This is a genomic window from Pseudomonas sp. BAY1663 (assembly GCF_000582595.1).
GTDB classification, from domain to species: Bacteria; Pseudomonadota; Gammaproteobacteria; order Pseudomonadales; family Pseudomonadaceae; genus Stutzerimonas; species Stutzerimonas stutzeri_AF.
This window is the reverse complement of record NZ_AZSV01000058.1, coordinates 1-17,676: the sequence shown is the minus strand read 5'-3', so window position 1 is coordinate 17,676 and position 17,676 is coordinate 1. Positions and strand designations below refer to the sequence as shown.

The 17,676-nt window shown below is 66.3% G+C and carries 19 protein-coding genes and 2 pseudogenes; 13 read left to right on the top strand and 8 right to left on the bottom strand.

Annotated features, from left to right (window positions below):
- The 3 genes from BAY1663_RS15695 to ccoN form a co-directional block, all read right to left on the bottom strand.
- A complete protein-coding gene (locus BAY1663_RS15695; protein WP_037042509.1) occupies window positions 1-696 on the bottom strand; it encodes an MOSC domain-containing protein in 696 nt (231 codons plus the stop codon).
- 71 nt (window positions 697-767) lie between these two features.
- Entirely contained in the window at window positions 768-980 is a 213-nt protein-coding gene (locus BAY1663_RS15690) for a hypothetical protein (protein WP_037042537.1), read from the bottom strand.
- A 2-nt stretch (window positions 981-982) separates the two neighbouring features.
- Complete coding sequence (ccoN, locus tag BAY1663_RS15685) at window positions 983-2,431, bottom strand: cytochrome-c oxidase, cbb3-type subunit I (RefSeq protein ID WP_037042506.1); 1,449 nt, start codon at window positions 2,429-2,431, stop codon at window positions 983-985.
- A 390-nt stretch (window positions 2,432-2,821) separates the two neighbouring features.
- On the opposite strand from ccoN, the pseudogene BAY1663_RS26030 reads away from it, so the two are divergent.
- The 6 genes and pseudogenes from BAY1663_RS26030 to BAY1663_RS15660 all read left to right on the top strand — a co-directional run.
- A pseudogene (locus BAY1663_RS26030) lies at window positions 2,822-2,929 on the top strand (hypothetical protein); the annotation flags it as partial.
- A gap of 139 nt (window positions 2,930-3,068) precedes the next feature.
- Window positions 3,069-3,257, top strand: coding sequence for a DUF6306 domain-containing protein (locus BAY1663_RS26025; RefSeq protein WP_371257629.1), 189 nt, complete (start codon window positions 3,069-3,071; stop codon window positions 3,255-3,257).
- Between the two features lie 201 nt (window positions 3,258-3,458).
- Window positions 3,459-3,902, top strand: coding sequence for an HIT family protein (locus tag BAY1663_RS15675; protein ID WP_037042504.1), 444 nt, complete (start codon window positions 3,459-3,461; stop codon window positions 3,900-3,902).
- Between the two features lie 98 nt (window positions 3,903-4,000).
- Window positions 4,001-5,011, top strand: a complete 1,011-nt coding sequence (locus BAY1663_RS15670; RefSeq protein WP_128576334.1) for an ABC transporter substrate-binding protein — start codon at window positions 4,001-4,003, stop codon at window positions 5,009-5,011.
- Window positions 5,008-5,769, top strand: a complete 762-nt coding sequence (locus BAY1663_RS15665) for an ABC transporter permease (RefSeq protein ID WP_037042502.1) — start codon at window positions 5,008-5,010, stop codon at window positions 5,767-5,769. The genes BAY1663_RS15670 and BAY1663_RS15665 overlap by 4 nt, the downstream gene beginning before the upstream one ends.
- Window positions 5,762-6,384, top strand: a pseudogene (locus BAY1663_RS15660) (ABC transporter ATP-binding protein). The gene BAY1663_RS15665 and the pseudogene BAY1663_RS15660 overlap by 8 nt, the downstream one beginning before the upstream one ends.
- A gap of 8 nt (window positions 6,385-6,392) precedes the next feature.
- On the opposite strand, the gene BAY1663_RS15655 reads toward BAY1663_RS15660, so the two are convergent.
- Together BAY1663_RS15655 and BAY1663_RS15650 are read right to left on the bottom strand one after the other, a co-directional pair.
- Window positions 6,393-7,658: a DUF445 domain-containing protein gene (locus tag BAY1663_RS15655; protein WP_037042500.1), complete on the bottom strand. Its 1,266-nt coding sequence runs from the start codon at window positions 7,656-7,658 to the stop codon at window positions 6,393-6,395.
- Window positions 7,659-7,868: 210 nt separating this feature from the next.
- Window positions 7,869-8,267 (bottom strand): hypothetical protein, encoded by a 399-nt coding sequence (locus BAY1663_RS15650; RefSeq protein WP_037042498.1) that lies wholly within the window; start codon window positions 8,265-8,267, stop codon window positions 7,869-7,871.
- Between the two features lie 394 nt (window positions 8,268-8,661).
- On the opposite strand from BAY1663_RS15650, the gene BAY1663_RS15645 reads away from it, so the two are divergent.
- Window positions 8,662-9,249 carry a LysE family translocator gene (locus BAY1663_RS15645; protein ID WP_037042495.1) on the top strand — a complete coding sequence of 196 codons (588 nt, stop codon included), beginning with the start codon at window positions 8,662-8,664 and terminating at the stop codon, window positions 9,247-9,249.
- On the opposite strand, the gene BAY1663_RS15640 is transcribed toward BAY1663_RS15645, so the two are convergent.
- On the bottom strand, window positions 9,235-10,080 hold the full coding sequence (locus BAY1663_RS15640) for an AraC family transcriptional regulator (RefSeq protein ID WP_037042533.1): 846 nt from the start codon (window positions 10,078-10,080) through the stop codon (window positions 9,235-9,237). The genes BAY1663_RS15645 and BAY1663_RS15640 overlap by 15 nt on opposite strands.
- Window positions 10,081-10,507: 427 nt before the next feature.
- On the opposite strand from BAY1663_RS15640, the gene BAY1663_RS15635 reads away from it, so the two are divergent.
- From BAY1663_RS15635 to BAY1663_RS15610, 6 genes are all read left to right on the top strand, one after another.
- Window positions 10,508-11,953 carry a COG3014 family protein gene (locus tag BAY1663_RS15635; protein ID WP_051497171.1) on the top strand — a complete coding sequence of 482 codons (1,446 nt, stop codon included), beginning with the start codon at window positions 10,508-10,510 and terminating at the stop codon, window positions 11,951-11,953.
- Window positions 11,954-11,968: 15 nt separating this feature from the next.
- Complete coding sequence (locus tag BAY1663_RS23085; protein ID WP_051497170.1) at window positions 11,969-12,385, top strand: YcfL family protein; 417 nt, start codon at window positions 11,969-11,971, stop codon at window positions 12,383-12,385.
- Window positions 12,382-13,005 (top strand): penicillin-binding protein activator LpoB, encoded by a 624-nt coding sequence (lpoB, locus tag BAY1663_RS15625; RefSeq protein ID WP_218186678.1) that lies wholly within the window; start codon window positions 12,382-12,384, stop codon window positions 13,003-13,005. The genes BAY1663_RS23085 and lpoB overlap by 4 nt, the downstream gene beginning before the upstream one ends.
- 12 nt (window positions 13,006-13,017) lie before the next feature.
- On the top strand, window positions 13,018-14,436 hold the full coding sequence (locus BAY1663_RS15620) for a DUF6844 domain-containing protein (RefSeq protein WP_037042493.1): 1,419 nt from the start codon (window positions 13,018-13,020) through the stop codon (window positions 14,434-14,436).
- 10 nt (window positions 14,437-14,446) lie between these two features.
- The gene (locus BAY1663_RS15615) at window positions 14,447-15,637 is read left to right on the top strand and encodes a hypothetical protein (protein ID WP_128576330.1); all 1,191 of its coding nucleotides are present in this window, start codon (window positions 14,447-14,449) and stop codon (window positions 15,635-15,637) included.
- A 61-nt stretch (window positions 15,638-15,698) separates the two neighbouring features.
- The gene (locus tag BAY1663_RS15610) at window positions 15,699-16,124 is read left to right on the top strand and encodes a 3-isopropylmalate dehydratase (RefSeq protein WP_037042489.1); all 426 of its coding nucleotides are present in this window, start codon (window positions 15,699-15,701) and stop codon (window positions 16,122-16,124) included.
- A 53-nt stretch (window positions 16,125-16,177) separates the two neighbouring features.
- Here BAY1663_RS15610 and BAY1663_RS15605 read toward each other — a convergent pair whose 3' ends face one another.
- Both BAY1663_RS15605 and BAY1663_RS15600 read right to left on the bottom strand, forming a co-directional pair.
- On the bottom strand, window positions 16,178-16,528 hold the full coding sequence (locus tag BAY1663_RS15605) for a DUF6746 family protein (RefSeq protein ID WP_037042481.1): 351 nt from the start codon (window positions 16,526-16,528) through the stop codon (window positions 16,178-16,180).
- A gap of 106 nt (window positions 16,529-16,634) precedes the next feature.
- On the bottom strand, window positions 16,635-17,339 hold the full coding sequence (locus BAY1663_RS15600; protein WP_037042479.1) for a glutathione S-transferase N-terminal domain-containing protein: 705 nt from the start codon (window positions 17,337-17,339) through the stop codon (window positions 16,635-16,637).
- Between the last annotated feature and the right edge of the window lie 337 nt (window positions 17,340-17,676).

Genomic DNA, 17,676 nt, shown 5'->3' with positions numbered 1-17,676 from the left:
TCAGCCTTGCGTGTCGATCCCGTACAGGCGCTTGTTCCAGTCCTCCACGCTGCGCTGGCCCAGGCGGCGTTCGACCAGCTTGCGCCAGGATGGCACCAGCGGCAGTTCGCTCAGTTCGTGCAGCGCGGCCTGGTCCAGGGGGCGCCGGTAGAGCACCTCCAGTACCCGCGTCAGCGGCCAGCGCGAATGGGGCCGGTGTTCGAGGACGAGCATCCGCCCGGCTTCCAGGCAGCCGGGTTCCAGCACCCGGTAGTACCAGCCGGTCATGCCGCTCTGCTGCACCTGCAAGGCCATGTCCGGGATGCCGAAGCGATCGTTGAGCTTCCAGCAGGGCTGGCGTGTCTGCGCCACTTCCAGCAGCGCTTCGCCGCAGCGCAGTACGTCACCCAGGCACAGGTCCGCCTCGCCGAGCCCGAGTGTGCTGATGTTCTCGCCGAAGGCGCCGGGGCGCGCCAGCAGCGCCGAGGGGCCGAGCCGCTCGATCCACTGGCGATAGTGCTCGTACGGATAATGGTGCAGCGCCTTGTCCACGCCGCCATGCACCTTGCGGTCGCCCTGTTCGTCGCCCTCCAGCCCTTCGGGGCCGAGCGGGACCGGGCCGGCCACCGCCTGCTTGGCGATGGCGCTATGGGTGCCGGGACGGGTGTAGGGCACGGCTTTGCCGACGAGCAGTTGCTCGATTCTGGCCAGTTGCATCAGAGGACTCCGGAGGTATTCAGCGTTCGGGCGTGATTGTGCCTGATCGCCGGCCCCGGAGCCCGCCTTGCTCAGGCCTCGAGGACAAAGGCCGGCGACGGTTCGGCGGCGGGGCGCACCACCCGCTCGCAGGTCTGCCCGGTTTCGGCGCTCACTCGCCGGGCGGCCTCGGGGTCGTCGGCGAAGGGTTGCAGCGCCGCCTGCTGCGCATCGTGGCGGGACAGGTTCGCCAGGCTGAGGACGGCGCAGAACAGGGTTATCGCGGTGAGCAGAATCAGCAACATGGTCATCTCGCCGGGGCCAGGTCGGGGATCGGTGCCTGCACGGCGTGCTCGCCGGCACGCACGGTGCGCCAGGTATTGTAGGCCATCAGCAGCATGCCGGAGGCGAACAGGCCGCCGCCGGCCAGGCGTACCAGATAACCCGGATGGCTGGCCTCCAGCGCCTCGACGAAGGAGTAGGTGAGGGTGCCGTCCTCGTTGATCGCACGCCACATCAGGCCCTGGGTGATGCCGTTGACCCACATCGAGGCGATGTACAGCACCGTGCCGATGGTGCTCAGCCAGAAGTGCGCGTTGATCAGGCCGGTGCTGTGCATCCGCTCGCAGCCCCATAGCCGGGGGATCATGTGGTACAGCGTGCCGATGCTGATCATCGCCACCCAGCCGAGGGCGCCGGCGTGCACGTGGCCGATGGTCCAGTCGGTGTAGTGGGAGAGGGCATTGACGGTCTTGATCGCCATCATCGGGCCTTCGAAGGTGGACATACCGTAGAACGCCAGCGAGACCACCAGAAAGCGCAGGATCGGGTCGCTGCGCAGCTTATGCCAGGCGCCGGAGAGGGTCATCATGCCGTTGATCATGCCGCCCCAGCTCGGCGCCAGGAGGATGACCGACATCACCATGCCCAGGCTCTGCGCCCAGTCCGGCAGGGCGGTGTAGTGCAGGTGGTGCGGGCCGGCCCAGATGTACAGGCTGATGATCGCCCAGAAGTGCACGATAGACAGCCGGTAGGAATAGATCGGCCGCTCGGCCTGCTTGGGTACGAAGTAGTACATCATCCCGAGAAAGCCCACCGAGAGGATGAACCCGACCACGCTATGCCCGTACCACCACTGCACCATGGCATCGGTGGCGCCCGAAAACAGCGAGTAGGACTTGAACAGCGTGACCGGCACCAGCAGGTGGTTGACGATGTGCACCATCGCCGTGACGACGATGAACGCGCCGTAGAACCAGTTGCCGACGTAGATGTGGCTGACCCGGCGCCGGGCGATGGTGCCGAAGAACAGCCAGGCGTAGACCAGCCACACCAGCGTGACCAGCAGGGCGATGGGCCATTCCATCTCCGCGTACTCCTTGGACGTGGTATAGCCCAGCGGGTAGCTGACCAGCATGGCGACGATCGCCGCCTGCCAGCCCCAGAACACGAAGCGGGCCAGGCCGTCGGAAACCAGCCGTGCGCGGCTGGTGCGCTGCACGACGTAGAAGGACGTGGCGAATAGCGCGTTGCCGCCGAAGGCGAAGATCACCAGGTTGGTGTGGATTGGCCGGATGCGGCCGAAACTGGTCCACGGCAGGTCGAAATTGAGTTGCGGCCAGACCAGCTGGGCGGCGATGAACACGCCCATGGCCATGCCGAGGATGCCCCAGAACAGGGTCATCAGGGTGAACTGGCGAACGATGGCGTAGTTGAAGGTTTCGCCGGCCGAGCCGGCGCGAATCACTCTGGACATGGAGATTACCGGTTGCACGCAAGGGGTTTGCAAGGTTCCGCCCCACCTTGCACGGCCTCCTGGGGTTCCTCTGCTGGGATCTCTCTGCGAGTCGTGCCTGGGCGCCAGGCGAGCGCCGAGGTGGATCGCAGGCCAGTGTGGTCCTCCTGTTTGATTTGCACAAAGGAATAATAATGCACGTCTAGTTCATTTATTTTGAATCAATGGCTTGCCCACACTGTGGTGCATCGGCCACGATGCAAAAAGACTGCACTTTCGCGGCAGTATTTTTCATTTTCAGCCTCTGTTGGCGTGCGGCTAGCATGGCCGTCTGGCCTGCCGCTGCGGTGATGACGCCTGGTCGCGCGGGGGCATACTGACACCGGCCATTGTCGAGACAAGGAGAACAACATGACTGTGGAATCGTTGGGGATCGAGCGGGAGCGGCTGATCGCGGCGCTCGATGAATTGCTGAGCGCGGAGCGGGCCGGGGCGCAGGTCGCCAATGCCAGCCTCCGCGAGGCCACGGGAGAGCTGCAGCGCAGCGTGCTGGCGCAGGTGCATCGCGGCGAAGCGACAGCTGCCGGCGGCTGCGCGACTGCCTGGTGCTGCTCGGTGCCGAGCCGGGCGCGAACGCGGCGCCTTCTACGAGAAATGCATGGCGATCGCCGATCTGGGCGAGCGCCTGGCGCTGGTCGACCGTGGGCAGAAATGGGTGATTCGCAAGCTCCAGGCGCTGCTCGAGGAGGTCACCCATCCGCAGATCCGCCAGGAACTCGAAGCCGTGCTCGAGACCCACGAGATCAACAGCGACGATTACGCCGCCAAGGCGCAAGAGTTGCGTTAGTACCGTCGCGATTAGGATTCCCAGCGGGCGATCCGGGGCCAAACTGCGCTCTGCGCAGCGGGGCTCCGCATTCACGGTGCGCGGAGCGCCACTGGCGCAGGCGCAACCGCTCGGTCGCGATCATTTCTCTTCCCTCCGTCTTGGCGCCCTAGCCAACCTCCGGCTATGGTGCCGCTTTCCTGCCCACCATGGAGACGCCCGGTGTCCCTGACCACTCCCTACGACCCGCAGAACATCTTCGCCCAGATCATCCGGGGCGATGCGCCGTGCTACAAGCTCTACGAGGACGACGACGTGCTCGCCTTCCTCGATCTGTTCCCGCAGTCCTTCGGCCATACGCTGGTGATCCCGAAGCGCTCGGCTGCCTGCAACATCCTCGACGTGGATAGCGAGGCGCTGTGCAAGGTGATGAAAGTGGTACAGCGGCTCGCCCGGGTGCTCGTCGACGAGCTGCAACCCGATGGCGTGCAGGTCGCGCAGTTCAATGGTGCGCCGGCGGGGCAGTCGGTGTTCCACATCCACATGCATATCGTCCCGCGCTACGCCGGCGAGGGGCTGGCGGTGCATGCGGCGCACAAGGCCGACCCGGCGGAACTGGAGAAACTGCAGGCGCGACTGCTGCGGCGCATCGAACAGCCGGCCTGACCCGCACCACGCCGGCTGCGCCCGGTGCGACCATCGCAGCAGGCAAGAGGCACCAAAGTACTATTCGTCACGGGCGGGGGGCTTCGTACCCTGCGGGCATGATGCCTTCATCGACCCTCCTCATCCGCTGTTTCAAACGTGCCCTCGGCTCCCGGCACGGGGTCGGTCGTGGCATCGGGCTGGTGCTTGCGCTGGCGGCGATATCGCTGTCGGCGCAGGCACGGGATTTGCCGGTGCTGACGCTGAGCGTGCTGCAGTTCGGCACGCCGCACTGGGAGCTGGAACATCTCAAGCGCCAGCAACTGGATCGCGCCAATGGCTTCGAACTGAAGATACGGCTGGCCGCCGACGTGCCGGCGTCGCGGCTGGCGCTGTCCAGCGGCAGCGTCGACGGGGCCGTGAGCGACCTGCTCTGGGCCCAGGCGCGCTACGAGGCCGGGACGGCCTATCGCTACGTGCCGTTCTCCTCGCAGATCGGCGAAGTGCTGGTACCCGATGGCAGCGACATTCGCACGTTGGCCGATCTGCGCGGCAAGCGCATCGGCGTGGCGGGCGGCCCCGACGGGCTCGGCTGGCGGCTGTTGCAACGGGCAGCTGCCGCGCAGGGGCTCGATCTGGCGCGCGAGGCGACGGTGCAGTACGCCGCACCGCCGTTGCTCGGCCAGGCATTGCGACGCGGCCAGGTGGATGCGCTGCTGACCTTCTGGCATTTCTCTGCCCGCCTGCGCGGCGAGGGTGGGGTGCATGCCGCGTTCGGCCTGGCCGATCTGCTCCGGACACTGGACCTCGACCCCCGGCTGCCGGTGCTCGGCTATCTGTTCCCGGAAGCCTGGGCCGCCGGGCATGACGATCTGCTGCGGCGTTTCGCCGGCGCCTTGCGCCAGGCCAAGGACCAGCTGGCGAGCGAGCCGGGACACTGGCAGGCGATCCGGCCACTGATGCGTGCCGAGGACGAGGCGGTGTTCGCCGCGTTGCGCGACAGCTTCGTCGAGGGCATTCCGCAACCCCTGGATGCCCCGCGCATCGCCGATCTGCAGCGCCTGCTGCTGTTGACCGGTGCCGATCCGACGAAGCCGATGCCGGCCACGCTGTTCCAGGCGGGCCGATGAGATCGGCACGCTGGGCCGGCTGGGTTGCGCTGCCGTTGGCGGTGGCGCTCTGGGCGGTCGCGGCGCAACTGGCGAAGACGTCCTTGCTGCCGGCACCGGCTGCCGTGCTGGAGACCTTCTGGCTGGCCGTGCAGAACGGCGAGCTGCCGCACCACCTGCTGGTCACCCTGCGCCGGGTGGCCAGCAGCTTCCTGCTGGCGATGGCGCTGGGGGCGCTGCTCGGCGTGTGGATGGGGCGCTCGCGGCTGGTCGACGGCATCCTCGATCCGCTGCTGGTGCTGTTTCTCAACCTGCCGGCGCTGGTCACCATCATCCTGCTCTACGTCTGGTTCGGCCTGGTGGAGGCCGCGGCGGTGCTGGCGGTGGTGGTCAACAAGGTGCCGAACGTGGCGGTGACCCTGCGCGAGGGCGCACGCAGCCTCGACCCGAAGCTGGAGCAGATGGCCCTGGTGTATGGCTTCAGCCGCTGGCAGCGGGTAACGGAGGTCTGGCTGCCGCAGCTGTTCCCCTACCTGATGGCGGCCACCCGGGGCGGCCTGGCACTGATCTGGAAGATCGTCCTGGTGGTGGAGCTGCTGGGCCGTTCGGACGGCATCGGCTTCCAGTTGCACATGGCCTTCCAGGTGTTCGATGTGGCGAGCATCCTGGCCTACAGCCTCGCCTTCATCGCGGTGGTGCAACTGATCGAGCTGACGTTGCTGCAGCCGCTGGAGCGGCGGGCATCGTACTGGCGCGAAGCGGGGGTGCGGCATGCTTGAGGTGCGGATCGATGGCGTCGCTGCCGGCCATGCGGTGCTGGGCATGATCGATGTGCGGGTGCGCGAAGGTGATCGCATCTGCCTGCTGGGGCCTTCCGGTGTCGGCAAGACCACACTGCTCAATGCCATTGCCGGGCTCGACCGACGCCTGAGCCCGATGGTCCGGCGGCGTCATGGGCTGCGCATCGGCTACCTGTTCCAGGAGCACCGCCTGCTGCCCTGGCGCACGGTGCGGCAGAACCTGGCGCTGGTGGGCGCGCCCGCCGCCGACATCGAGCGCTTGCTGGGCGAGGTCGGTCTGGAGGCGCCGGCGATCTCCTGCCCGACCAGCTCTCGCTGGGCATGGCGCGCCGTGCGGCGCTGGCGCGGAGCCTGGCGATACGCCCCGACCTGTTGTTGCTCGACGAGCCCTTCGCCTCGCTGGACGCGGGGCGCGCCGCCGAGCTGCGCACGCTGCTGGTTCGCCTGCTGGACGAGCAGCCAGGCATGGCGATGATCTGCGTGACCCACGATGCCCGCGATGCCGACACGCTGGCCAACCGCGTGTGGCACATGGACGGGCGGCCGGCAAGCGTGCGCGGCGACCAGCCGCTGGCGACCGGTCTCGGCGCCTGAATGGTTTTTCAGCCGCCCAGCAGCCGGGTCAGCGCGTGCAGCAGCAGCCCGACCAGCCCGCCGACCAGGGTGCCGTTGATACGGATGTACTGCAGGTCCTTGCCGACGCTCTGCTCCAGCCGCTCGACCAGTTCGTGGCTTTCCCAGTTCTCCACCCGCTGGGCGATGTAGTGGCCGATCTGCCCGCGATAGCGCTCCAGCATCGCCGGGGCGGCGGCCATCAGTTGTTCGTTGATCCAGCCGCGCATGGCGTCGTCGGCGGCCAGCGCATCGCCGAGGCCGCGGCAGAGCGCGACGATGCGCCGGCCGATACGTGAGTCGTCGCTGGCCAGGTCCTGCTCCAGCCAGTCGGTGAGTTCCTGCCAGAGAGACTGGAAATAACGGCTGGTGGCCGGGTGTTCGAGCAACTGGGCGAGGATGCGCTCGACCTCCAGGGCGTATGTCGGATCCTGCCTGAGGCGTTCGATGTATTCGCCGACGTGCTCGTCGAAGCGCTGGCGGATCAGGTGCTCGGGATCGGCGGCGACTTCGGCGATCAGCGCCGAGAGGCCGTCGACGAACTTGTTGGCCGACCAGCCGCCCACCGGCCTGCTCAGGCCCAGGTAGCGCAGGGTACGGATTTCCGCGCTGATGGCGTCGGCGATCAGGGCGCGGGTCTGCTCGTCCCGCATGATCGAATCGAGGCGGACCAGCAGTTCGTCGAGCATCGCCTGGTGGCGGCCCTGGCTGGTCAGCACTTCCAGTGCCTGCGCCAGCGGTGGGGCGAGGTCGAACTTGCGCAGGCGGCCGAGGGCCTTTTCCTGCACGAAGGCGCGCACCCGCTCGTCATGCAGGGCGGCGACGCCGAAGTGCGCCACGCCGGCGAGCCGACGACCGACAGCTTCGGCATTGGCCGGATGGCGCAGCCAGCCGGCCAGGCGCCCGGCGAGATCGAGCTCCTGCAGCTTGGCCAGCACCAGCGGCGTGGCGAGGAAATGCATAGTGATGAAGGTCGACAGGCTGCGGCCGATCCGCGCCTTGCTGCGCGGGATGATGGCGGTATGCGGGATCGGCAGGCCGAGCGGGCGGCGGAACAGCGCGGTGACGGCGAACCAGTCGGCGATGGCGCCGACCATGGCTGCTTCGGCGAAGGAGGCGACATAGCCCCAGGCCGGGTGCATGGCCTGCAGGCCGGTGGCGACGACGTACAGCAGGGCGGCGAACAGCAGCAGAAGGCCGGCGACCAGCTTCATGCGCGAAACCGGCGATTGCCAGGTGCTGGAGAGCGAGCGCATGGGCTTCCTCTTCGGCGGTGGTGAACGGTGTCGTGGCGGGGCTGCATACCTCCGCCCGGCATTGCACAGCGAAGCATCGCCCGGCGGTCGGGCCTTCGCAACGCAGCAGGCGAACAGCGAACCCAGTGGGAGGCTCGAAAGCATCACCCCGGGGCTGGCCCACGGACTTCCCGGGGGCGGATGCCCTGGGAAGCCTGCCGGGTCTGTCGCTCAGAGGTCGTCTTCTTCCTCGCGGATCAGCACGTACTGCCCTTCGGCATCGTTCAGGCAATCCCAGACGTAGAACATCGAGACCTTGCCGGGCGCTTCCATCACGGCGGCATAGTCGCCCGGCACCGCGGTGAAATAGGCGCCGGAATCGGGCGTGGCCTCGCAGGCGATGCGCGCCGTGACGAAGGCGTCGGGCGGCGTGCCGTCGAAGTAGTCGTCACGATCCTTGGCGTCCCATTCCTGCGGCGGCTGGAAGGGGCCGGTGATGAGGATGCGTGCGTCTCCAAGGTCCTGCTCTTCCGCTTCCGTGTCGTATTCGTCGGGGCGGTAGAGGGTGCATTCCAGGGCGTCCGGGTTTTCGAGAATGGCCGCGCGGGATTGGGGGGTGAGTAGCTGCATGGAATCTCCGACTGCGGTTGGGTGAATCGGCAGTGTGGTGTAGGCGGCGAGCCTGTGCAAACGGCTTGTGCCTGCAACAGCCAAGCCCTGGCAAGAGAACGGCAGAAGATCATCCCGCCCAATCGGTCCGCCAGCGCTGTCGCGCAGGAAAGGCCTCCGTAGGAGCGGGCCATGCCCGCGAAAGGCGGCCACACGTGTGCGCGGGTTTTGTTCGCAGGCATGGCCTGCGAGCGGGCGATGGCGTGGGGCGCTGTTCTTGCAGGCGCGAGCATGGTCTGCGCGCCGCCGCGCTGGCCGCCAATGTCCGCGTCACCGACAGGGCAATTTCCTTCAATAATCCCCGCGTCGTGCGCCTTAGCCTGCTGCCGGTCTATCCACTGGAAGCAGAGCTCTTATGGACCCTTATCTTTCCATGGCCGCCTTCGCCCTGGCGTCTTCGATCACGCCCGGGCCGGTCAACCTGGTGGCATTGAACTGCGGCGCGCGTTTCGGCTTTCGTGCCAGCACGCGGCATGTCCTGGGGGCGACGGTCGGTTTCACCCTGCTGCTGCTATCGATCGGCCTCGGCCTGTACGCACTGCTGGAGCGCGCGCCCATCCTGATGCGCGGCATCCAGTGGGGTGGCGTCGCCTTCCTGCTGTACATGGCCTACCGCCTGGCAGTGGACGATGGCCGGCTCGAACCCGGCCAGGCGGACGGCGGCCCGTCGCTGCTCGACGGTGCGCTGATGCAGTGGCTCAATCCCAAGGCCTGGCTGGCGTCCGTGGCGGGGATGGGATTGTTCGCGGCGAACGACGATGTGCTGCGGGTGTGGCTGTTCGCCGGGCTGTACTTCCTCATCTGCTATGCCTCGATCGCCTGCTGGGCCTGGGCCGGGAGCTTCCTGAGCCGCTACCTGCAGCAGGCCGCGCGGGTGCGCTGGCTGAACCGGGCGATGGCACTGCTGCTGGCCGGCAGCGCCCTGTACCTACTGGCGGGGTGACCCCAGGCGGTACTGGCCGGGCGTCGCCGCCAGCTGGCGCTTGAAGGTGCGCTGGAAATGCGCCTGGTCGGCGAAGCCCGCGTCCAGCGCCACCTCGGCCAGCTCGCGGCCCTGCCTGAGCCAGTGCTGGCTGCGCTGGATGCGGCGGTTGAGCAGGTAGGCATGTGGCGTCATGCCGTAGCGCTGCTTGAACGCGCGGATCAGGTAGGACGGCGACAGCCCGGCGGCCTGGCAGATATCTTCCAGCCGCAGCGGGTGGGTGCAGTGCCCGGCGATGTAGTCGGCGGCGCGCTGCAACTGTTGCAGCGGCTCGGCGCCCGGCGTGGGCGCGGCCGGTGCCAGCGCCTGCTGTAGCTGGCTGAAATACTCGATGGCGGCGCTCTGCTTGTGCAGGGTTTCGGCCTCTGGATCGAGCAGCGTGGCATACAGCTGCGTCAGCCCGGCGAACAGCGCCGGGTCGCGGCTGAGGATCGGTGCGTAGGGGCTGAACCGGCCATCGGCGCTGGCGCCCAGTTCGTGCTGCAAGGCGCCGAGCCAGCCGGCATCGACGTAGAACATCAGGTAGGACCAGGGTTGGCCGTCGATGGGGTTGCAGGCGTGCACGGTCTGCGGATTGACGATCACCACGGCACCGCGCTCGAGCCGCTCGCGTGCCTCGCCATTGAAGTAGGTGCTGCGGCCCGCGGTGATCGCACCGATGGAGAACGTCTCGTGGCAATGCGGCGCATAGCAGACCTTGCGTCCGTCGGCGACCGCCCGCGCCTCGATGAAGGGCAGGACGGCGTCGCGCCAGAAGCGCGGTTCGGCGCTGCGGTGTGCGGTGTCGTTCACGTCTGGTTCGCCATTGTCGAAAGTGCGTTCAGGCTCCCGCCATTGTTGGTGATCCACCTCGGCCACGCGTCCCCCGGATTCGTGCCGGTGGAAATTCAGGGTGGACAGAAACATCCCGCAACGGGCAATATCAAAATGCCATCAGGTGGCGGGCTGTGTGAGCTGTACACGAAGTGCCTAGTCTCTTGTGCCAGCGAGCATCAGTCAAAGGAATGATTTGAGTCGTTCGGTTTGAACGCTCGTGCGTTGAATGGAAATGGCTGGATGCCGGGTTCGCTTGCTTCCCCTCGTCGTCGTCCCACCTCGCAATATCTCTCGTCAATCCTTTTCCCGCGCTGCCCCTGGCCTCCGGTCACTGGTTCGACAGGTCTTGCGCCTGCTTGCTCGAAGCTGCCCGGAGCCTTATGGATCAAGGGACTCGAGACGTATGAAAACCAGCTTCCCCCCATTGCGCAACCTGGCCCTGCTGGCTGGCATCGCGCTGGCCAGCGGCTGCCAGACGCTGGCGCCGACGGAAAAAATGGCCAGCTTCAACGACCTCTACCTGTCCGGTGAGTATCAGGCCGCGGCCGATGCCGCGCTGCAGCATGCCGGCGGCCTGGCCACCGAGAAAAAGCCGGAACTGTTGTGGTCCCTGCAGGCCGGCACGGCGCTGACCGCCAGTGGCCAGTTCCAGCTGAGCAACCAGGTCCTCGACACCGCCGAAACGCTGGCCAAGGAAGAGGATACCGAGCACCTCGCCCGCAAGGGGCTGGAAAAGGTGACCTCGACGTTGGTGAACAACAACCTCAACCGCTATTCACCGACCGTGTACGACGGCGTGATGGTCAACACCTACAAGGCGTTGAACAACATGTTCCTCGCCGACGCGCAGAACGCACGCATCGAATTCAACCGTGCCGCCGACCGCCAGCGGCGGGCCGAGGAGCACTTCCGCAGCAAGATCGAGGCGCAGAAGGAGAAACAGGCCGAGGAGCTGGCCAAGACCGAGGCCCCGGTACAGGCGAGCGCGGGCAGCGTGGTGCCGAACCGGGCGCAGGCGGAGCAGTCGGTGTACGAGGCCTACCCGGAGCTGAAGGACTGGGAGGTCTACCCGGACTTCGTCAACCCCTACACCGACTACCTGCATGGCCTGTACTTCATGCTTGGCAGCAGCGACCGCGACGACCTGGGCAAGGCCCGCGATTCGCTGCGCCGGGTGGCGGGCATGAACCCGGGCAATGCCGCGGTGAAGACCGACCTGATGGTCGTCGACAAGCTCATTCGCGGTGAGTGGCGCAAGCAGAAGCTCAATCCGACGGTCTGGGTGATCTTCGAGAACGGCCTGGGCCCGGAGATCGAGGAAGTGCTGGTGCCGATTCCGCTGTTCCTGGTCAACGACAAGGTGGAGTACTCGCAGCTGGCACTGCCGAAGCTGAAGCTGCGCGAGCAGGCCTATAGCCACCTGGAACTGTTCGCCGGCGGCAAGTCGCTGGGCAGGACCGAGCAACTGGCCAGCATCGACCGCGTCGTGCAGACCGAATTCAAGAAGGACTTCCCGCTGAAGGTCACCGAAGCGGTGATCAGCAGCATCACCAAGGGCTTCATCCAGTACAAGGCCAAGGAGCAGTTCGGCCTGGCCGGCAGCCTGGCCGCGGGGGTCTACCAGGCCACCACGACCCGCGCCGATACGCGCATGTGGACCGCGCTGCCGAAGGAAATCCAGGTCGCGCGCATCCGTCCGCCGGCCGATCGCAAGCTGCTCATCAAAGGGCCGGGCCTGCAGGCGCCGCTGGCCGTCGAGCTGCCGGACGAGCAGTTCTCGGTGGTGTACGTCAAGGCCAGCGCCCCCGGTACCCCGCCGGTCTTCCAGATCGCCGGCTATCAACCCTGAGTTTGGAGCCTCTCCATGCATTTACGTACCCTGGGCCTGACAGCCGCAATGCTGCTGGCCGCCGGTTGCCAGACGCAACCGCAGCCTTCGCCCTATCCGCACCTGGTGATCGGCCCGCGGGCCGGCAGCTACCTGGAGATCGAGTCGGTTCAGGAGGGCAAGGCCTCCGGCGATCTGCTGCGCGCCGGCGTGCGCCTGCACAGTCGCAGCCTTGGCCGCCAGGAGCTGCGCTACCGCTTCGAATGGCTCGACAGCAGCGGCTTCGAGGTTCCTGGCCTGGCCTCGCGCTGGGAGCTGCTGGAGCTGCGCCCGCAGGTCAGCCATTCATTGGACCGCGTGGCGCCGTCGGCGCGCGCCGTGGCCTACCGCATCCATCTTTTCGATACCCACACACCACCTGCCAACGCCAATGCCTCAGGGAGCAATCAATGAATTTCGGGGATAAAACCAGGCTGTTTCGTGCGATGGGGCTGGCCGCCGTGCTCGGCCTGACTGTCGGCTGTACACCGCAGACCCAGCTGCTGTCCGGTCCGACCGTGGACCGTCCGGTGACTCTGGGCCTTTCCGCCGCCGATTTCGAACAGGCCGCCGCGGCCGCGACGCAATCCATGCTGCAGTCCGGTGCGGTCGATCGGAACGATGGCAAGAAGAACATCATGGTGGTCTCCACCGTGCTCAACGACACCATGCAGCGTATCGATACCGATCAGCTGGTGAAGAAGATCCGCGTCGAACTGTTGCGCAGCGGCAAGGTACAGGTCACCACCGCCATCGGCCTGCACGGTGCTGAAGACCAGATGAACACTGCGTTCTCCGAGCTGAGCCAGTCGCGCAAGGTCGATCGCGCCACGCTGGTCCAGCAGAAGCTGGCCGCGCCGAACATGAGCCTGTCCGGCAAGATCCTGCAGCGCAACAACCGCGTGGACCGCAACAAGGAACTGGTCGAGTACTACTTCCAGATGACCCTCAGCGACCTGCAGAACGGCCTGGCCGTGTGGGAAGGCGAAGAACAGATCAGCAAGCTTGGCAGCGCCAAGGGTACCTCCTGGTAAGGATACGCAACGATGAAGAAATTGATTGGCAAGACGCTGTTGGCGCTAGCCGTGGCCGGCTGCATCGCACCTGTGGTCAGCGCTCAGGAAGCGGTGGAGGCCGTCGCGACGGTCTCCGAGCAGGAATTGGACACCACCGCGGCGAACATCGCCCAGGCCGCCCGTCCGCAGGTGAGCGACCCCGGCATGGCGATCGAGGAACTGATCCAGGCCTTCGAGGAGTCGCCGGCCGGGCAGAGCTTCCGTGACCGCCCCGGCATTTTCTACACCACCGCCAGCACCGTGGTCATGGCCAAGCCGGAAAGTCGCGACTGGGGCAATGCGCGGGTCATGGCCTACAAGGAAGCGCTGCTCAAGGCGCAGGCCAAGTACGTCGAGCACCTGGGTGTGAGTGTGCGTACCGAGAGCATCAGTCGCCTGTTCAACGACAAGACCCAAATGCCGTCCTTCAGCGAGGCCGACCTGCGCGCCAGCAGCAAGCTGGGCGAACTGCTCGACAAGGCGATCGCCGTGGTCGGCGGCAAGTTGGACAGCGAGCTGCAGGAAATGGGCATCGACCCGGCTGAATTCCGCGCGGCACCGAAGGAAAAGCGTGCCAAGCTGTTCGAACGCTCGGTCGCGGAAACCACGATCACCCGCGCCCGCCAGACCCTGACCGGGGTCATTCCGGTGAAGACCTTCGAAGCCAACAACGAGGACGGCGACCATGCCGTGGCTGTGGCCATCGTCGCCTCCAGCAAGTTCCGCCAGTTCGTCCACGACATCGCCCAGAGCAAGGGCGACATCGCCGCCGATCCGGCGAAGGCCAGCAAGCAGCCGCTGCTGCAGATGCTGCGTAGCGACAAGGCGGCACTGATCAACGAGTTCGGCATTCGCCGCATGTACGACGAGCAGGGCTACCCGGTGCTGATCTCCTTCGGCCAGGCGAGCAATCCCTACCGTGGCGACGACTTCCAACAGCGTGCCGACAACCGCGAGCTGTCCTATGCCGTGGCGAAGGCATCCAGCTACGCCAACTTCGCCTATCTGTTCAACGCCACCGGCGCCTCGGAGCAGGCCACCAGCCAGAAAATGAGCCGCCAGACCACCGGCGTGGTGCGTGCCGAAGGGCAGAGCATCACCGAGTCGGAGGAGCAGACCCAGGAGTTCATCGAGACCGTCGACCGGGAAATCTCCGCGCGCGGCAACATCTCCAACCTGCCGGGCACGCGCGAGCTGTTCCGTTGGAGCGAGAAACACCCGCTGTACGGCCACGAGATCAACGGCGTCGTCTATATCTGGCACCCGCTGAGTGAACAGAACGCCCGCGCCATGCGCGACTTCAAGCCGACCCGCACCGCCCAGGGCGGCACCCAGCAGGCGCAGAACCGCAGCGGCGGCCAGGCCGCGACCAGCCAGAGCCGCGACCTGATGTCGGCCGATGACTTCTGAGGAGCGTCCCATGCGAATGATTGCCAGAACGCTGGGCCTGGCGCTGATGCTGCTCGGCTCGACCGTCGGGGCCGCCGAGCAGGCGGTCGATGCGGTCGGCTACGGTGCCAACCGCACCCTGGCCATCGCCGATGCGCTGGTGCAGGGCTTGCGCCAGATCACCGGCGTCAGCGTCGAGAGCCGCGAGGTCATGCAGTCGATCTCCGGCCGCCAGAGCGTCAGCGAAGGCGACGAGGCCACTCACACCAGCAGCTTCGAGGTGGCCCGCCAGGGTGACCTCAAGCTGACCTCCGGTGGTGTGGTGTCGCGTTACGACGTGCATGATGTGGCGCAGGAAAGCGACGGCAGCTACCGCGCAGACATTACCCTGCACGTAGTCAAGTACGACAAGCCTGGGCTTCCGGCCGACAGCCGCCGCAGCCTGGCGGTGTTGCCGTTCCATGTCGATCGCGCCAGCTTCTCGCTGCTGGGCGATAACGTGCCGGCGGCCAAGGTGGAGTCGGAGCTGCGCAACCGTATCCTCGACCTGTTCACCCAGTCGCGGCGACTGAACGTGCTGGATCGCGAGTTCGGCGCCGAATTCCAGCAGGAGAAGGCCATCTGGGTAGGCGACGATGCGGCGCTGGCCGAGCAGGCCAGGGCTGGCAACGTGCTCGGTGCCGACTACATCGTGGTGGGCAATCTGCGCGCCCTGCGCAGTACGCGCAACGTGAAGACGCTGCAGTTGACCGGCGAGACCATTACCACCTACAGCGGCACCGCACAGCTGGACTACAAGATCATCCTGGCGGCGACCCGTCAGGTGAAGTGGTCCGACTCGGTCAGCATCAACTTCAGCGATGGTGGCATCCGTGGCTTGCTCGGTAAGTACGGCTCATCCCAGGCGGGCATGGCCGCCGAGCTGGCCTCGCGGCTGGTCGAGGGGGCGCTGTCGAATATCTATCCGATGCGCGTGGTCGCGATCAACGGCAAGACCGTGGTGCTCAACCAGGGCGGCAAGACCCTCAAGACCGGCGACAAGCTCAGCGTGTACTTCCTCGGCGAGGAGATGTTCGATCCCTATACCAAGGAGTCGCTGGGGCAGATGGAAGAGAAGGTGGCCGATATCCAGGTGGTGCGCGTCAACGCCAAGACCACCTACGCCAAGATCGTTGGTGGCGACGCCGAGCTGGTCGAGACCGGCGCCATCGTGCGTCGTTGAGCCGGTGGGCTAAGCTGAGCGCAACGCCGCATGCTTCCACGCGGCAGCTCAAGGAGTGCCCATGCGCCTGATTCTCGCCCTGACCTCGTTGCTGTCGCTCGCCGCCTGCTCCTCCTGGCAACCCGACCCCGAGGACATCGAAGCGGTACCGGCCGAGCGGCTGCTGGCCTATCAGCAGCCGCTGGAGAATGCCGGTGAGGTGGTGGTGACGCGGGATTTCGGCTGGCGTGGTGGCGGCTGCTACATCGCGGTGCTGATCGATCGCGAGCTGGCGGCACGGATTCACGTCGGCGAGGAGGCCCGCTTCCAGGTGCCGGCCGGGGCGCGGATCGTCAGCATCGAGACCGACCGGATGGACGACACGCTGTGCGGCAAGCTCAGCCTGCGCCGCGAGAAGCTGGCGCAGGTGGTGGCGGGGCAGACCCTGGCGTTTCGCATCATCAGCGACAACCGGATCGGCTTCGACATCCTGCCGCTCGAACCCTGAGCCGGAGGGGCGACGAAGCCCGCCGCGATGGCGGGCTTCGTCGTTTCGGGAGGCTAGCGGATCACCGTGCGCGCGGTTTTCAGGTAGTCGGCGCCGTAGGCTTTCAGCTCGTCGGCATCCTGCGCCTCCGAGCTGATATGGATCTCTTCCAGGGTATCGGTCAGCCCGTCCATCTCCTCGTTGATCCGTTCCAGAGCCACCTTGAGCGTGTAGGTGAGCTCATGGATGTGCGCCATGCGTTCGGCGGTCAGTTCCTGGTTGAGGGCCTGGTCGAGCTGCGCGTTGTATGCGGAGAAGTTGCTGACCGCCTCGGCCAGGGTGTTGGACGGTACGGCCTCGGCCGAGGCGCTGGTGGCGATGCTGGCGGTCAGCGCCAGGGCGGCGCTCTGGATAAGCAGTTTCACGACAGGTCCCTTGCTGGAAATGTGGGCCGCGAAGGTACCACCTGCCGCTCCAGGCGCTGTGCCGTAGCGCACAGTCTGCGCTGCGCCATTAGTCGCAGGCGCCGCGTTAGGGCGCCTTGGGCACCGCCAGGCCGCGGATCACCGCCGGGCGTGCCAGGAACTTTTGCAGCACGCGGTCGACATTGGCGAAGTGCTTGAAGTTGACCAATTCTCCGGCAGCGTAGAAGTCGATCAGGTTGCGCACCCAGGGAAAGACGGCGATGTCGGCGATGCTGTAGGCGTCGCCCATGATCCATTCCCGGTGCTCCAGGCGCTGCTCGAGCACGCTGAGCAGGCGTTTGCATTCGGCGACGTAGCGGTCGCGCGGGCGCTTGTCCTCGTAGTCCTTGCCGGCGAATTTGTTGAAGAAGCCGAGCTGGCCGAACATCGGGCCGATGCCGCCCATCTGGAACATCAGCCACTGGATCGTCTGGTAGCGCCGTGCCGGGTCGTGCGGCAGCAGCTGGCCGGTCTTTTCCGCCAGATAGAGCAGGATCGCGCCGGACTCGAACAGCGGCAGCGGACGTCCGTCCGGGCCGTCGGGGTCGATGATCGCCGGGATCTTGTTGTTGGGGTTGAGCGAGAGAAATTCGGGCGACAGCTGGTCGTTGCGCTCGAAATCCACCCGGTGCACTTCGTAGGGCAGGCCGATCTCCTCGAGCATGATCGAGACCTTGACCCCGTTGGGCGTCGGCAGGGAATAGAGCTGCAGGCGCTCGGGATCGCGGGCGGGCCATTTGCGGGTGATCGGAAAGGCGGAAAGATCTGGCATCGGAAGCTCCTTTGGAAAGCCGTTGCAAAGGGTTTGTGTTGGAGTCGTAGCGCGGGACGCAGTTTCCCGGCGCCATCTGCGCCGCGGGTGGCGTTGCCGCCTTTTTGCAGCCTAGCCGCTCAAGAACGGGGGCTGCCGGCCGATAGCAAGGCGCTTGCCGAGACCAGGCCCGCACGGCCGCGCAAGCGCATCTGCCGGGGATTCAAGAACAAGGCGCCCCCTTCGCTCATCTCGACTGGCTGCATGCCGACCCGCAACGGGGGCGCATGCGGGAGCCTTCGAACGATACGCCTTTTAATTGGTTCATCGCGCTTTCTTGGGGAAGCAAGGATCGACA

Bases quoted from the DNA above. Each gene is read 5' to 3' on its own strand.
- BAY1663_RS15635 (WP_051497171.1), top strand. From the start codon at position 10,508: ATGAAAACCAGCTTCCCCCCATTGCGCAACCTGGCCCTGCTGGCTGGC.
- BAY1663_RS15620 (WP_037042493.1), top strand. From the start codon at position 13,018: ATGAAGAAATTGATTGGCAAGACGCTGTTGGCGCTAGCCGTGGCCGGC.
- ccoN (WP_037042506.1), bottom strand. From the start codon at position 2,431: ATGTCCAGAGTGATTCGCGCCGGCTCGGCCGGCGAAACCTTCAACTAC.
- BAY1663_RS15615 (WP_128576330.1), top strand. From the start codon at position 14,447: ATGCGAATGATTGCCAGAACGCTGGGCCTGGCGCTGATGCTGCTCGGC.
- BAY1663_RS15695 (WP_037042509.1), bottom strand. From the start codon at position 696: ATGCAACTGGCCAGAATCGAGCAACTGCTCGTCGGCAAAGCCGTGCCC.
- BAY1663_RS15670 (WP_128576334.1), top strand. From the start codon at position 4,001: ATGATGCCTTCATCGACCCTCCTCATCCGCTGTTTCAAACGTGCCCTC.
- BAY1663_RS15650 (WP_037042498.1), bottom strand. From the start codon at position 8,267: ATGCAGCTACTCACCCCCCAATCCCGCGCGGCCATTCTCGAAAACCCG.
- BAY1663_RS15600 (WP_037042479.1), bottom strand. From the start codon at position 17,339: ATGCCAGATCTTTCCGCCTTTCCGATCACCCGCAAATGGCCCGCCCGC.
- BAY1663_RS15645 (WP_037042495.1), top strand. From the start codon at position 8,662: ATGGACCCTTATCTTTCCATGGCCGCCTTCGCCCTGGCGTCTTCGATC.
- BAY1663_RS15665 (WP_037042502.1), top strand. From the start codon at position 5,008: ATGAGATCGGCACGCTGGGCCGGCTGGGTTGCGCTGCCGTTGGCGGTG.
- BAY1663_RS15610 (WP_037042489.1), top strand. From the start codon at position 15,699: ATGCGCCTGATTCTCGCCCTGACCTCGTTGCTGTCGCTCGCCGCCTGC.
- BAY1663_RS26025 (WP_371257629.1), top strand. From the start codon at position 3,069: ATGGCGATCGCCGATCTGGGCGAGCGCCTGGCGCTGGTCGACCGTGGG.
- BAY1663_RS15690 (WP_037042537.1), bottom strand. From the start codon at position 980: ATGTTGCTGATTCTGCTCACCGCGATAACCCTGTTCTGCGCCGTCCTC.
- BAY1663_RS15655 (WP_037042500.1), bottom strand. From the start codon at position 7,658: ATGCGCTCGCTCTCCAGCACCTGGCAATCGCCGGTTTCGCGCATGAAG.
- lpoB (WP_218186678.1), top strand. From the start codon at position 12,382: ATGAATTTCGGGGATAAAACCAGGCTGTTTCGTGCGATGGGGCTGGCC.
- BAY1663_RS23085 (WP_051497170.1), top strand. From the start codon at position 11,969: ATGCATTTACGTACCCTGGGCCTGACAGCCGCAATGCTGCTGGCCGCC.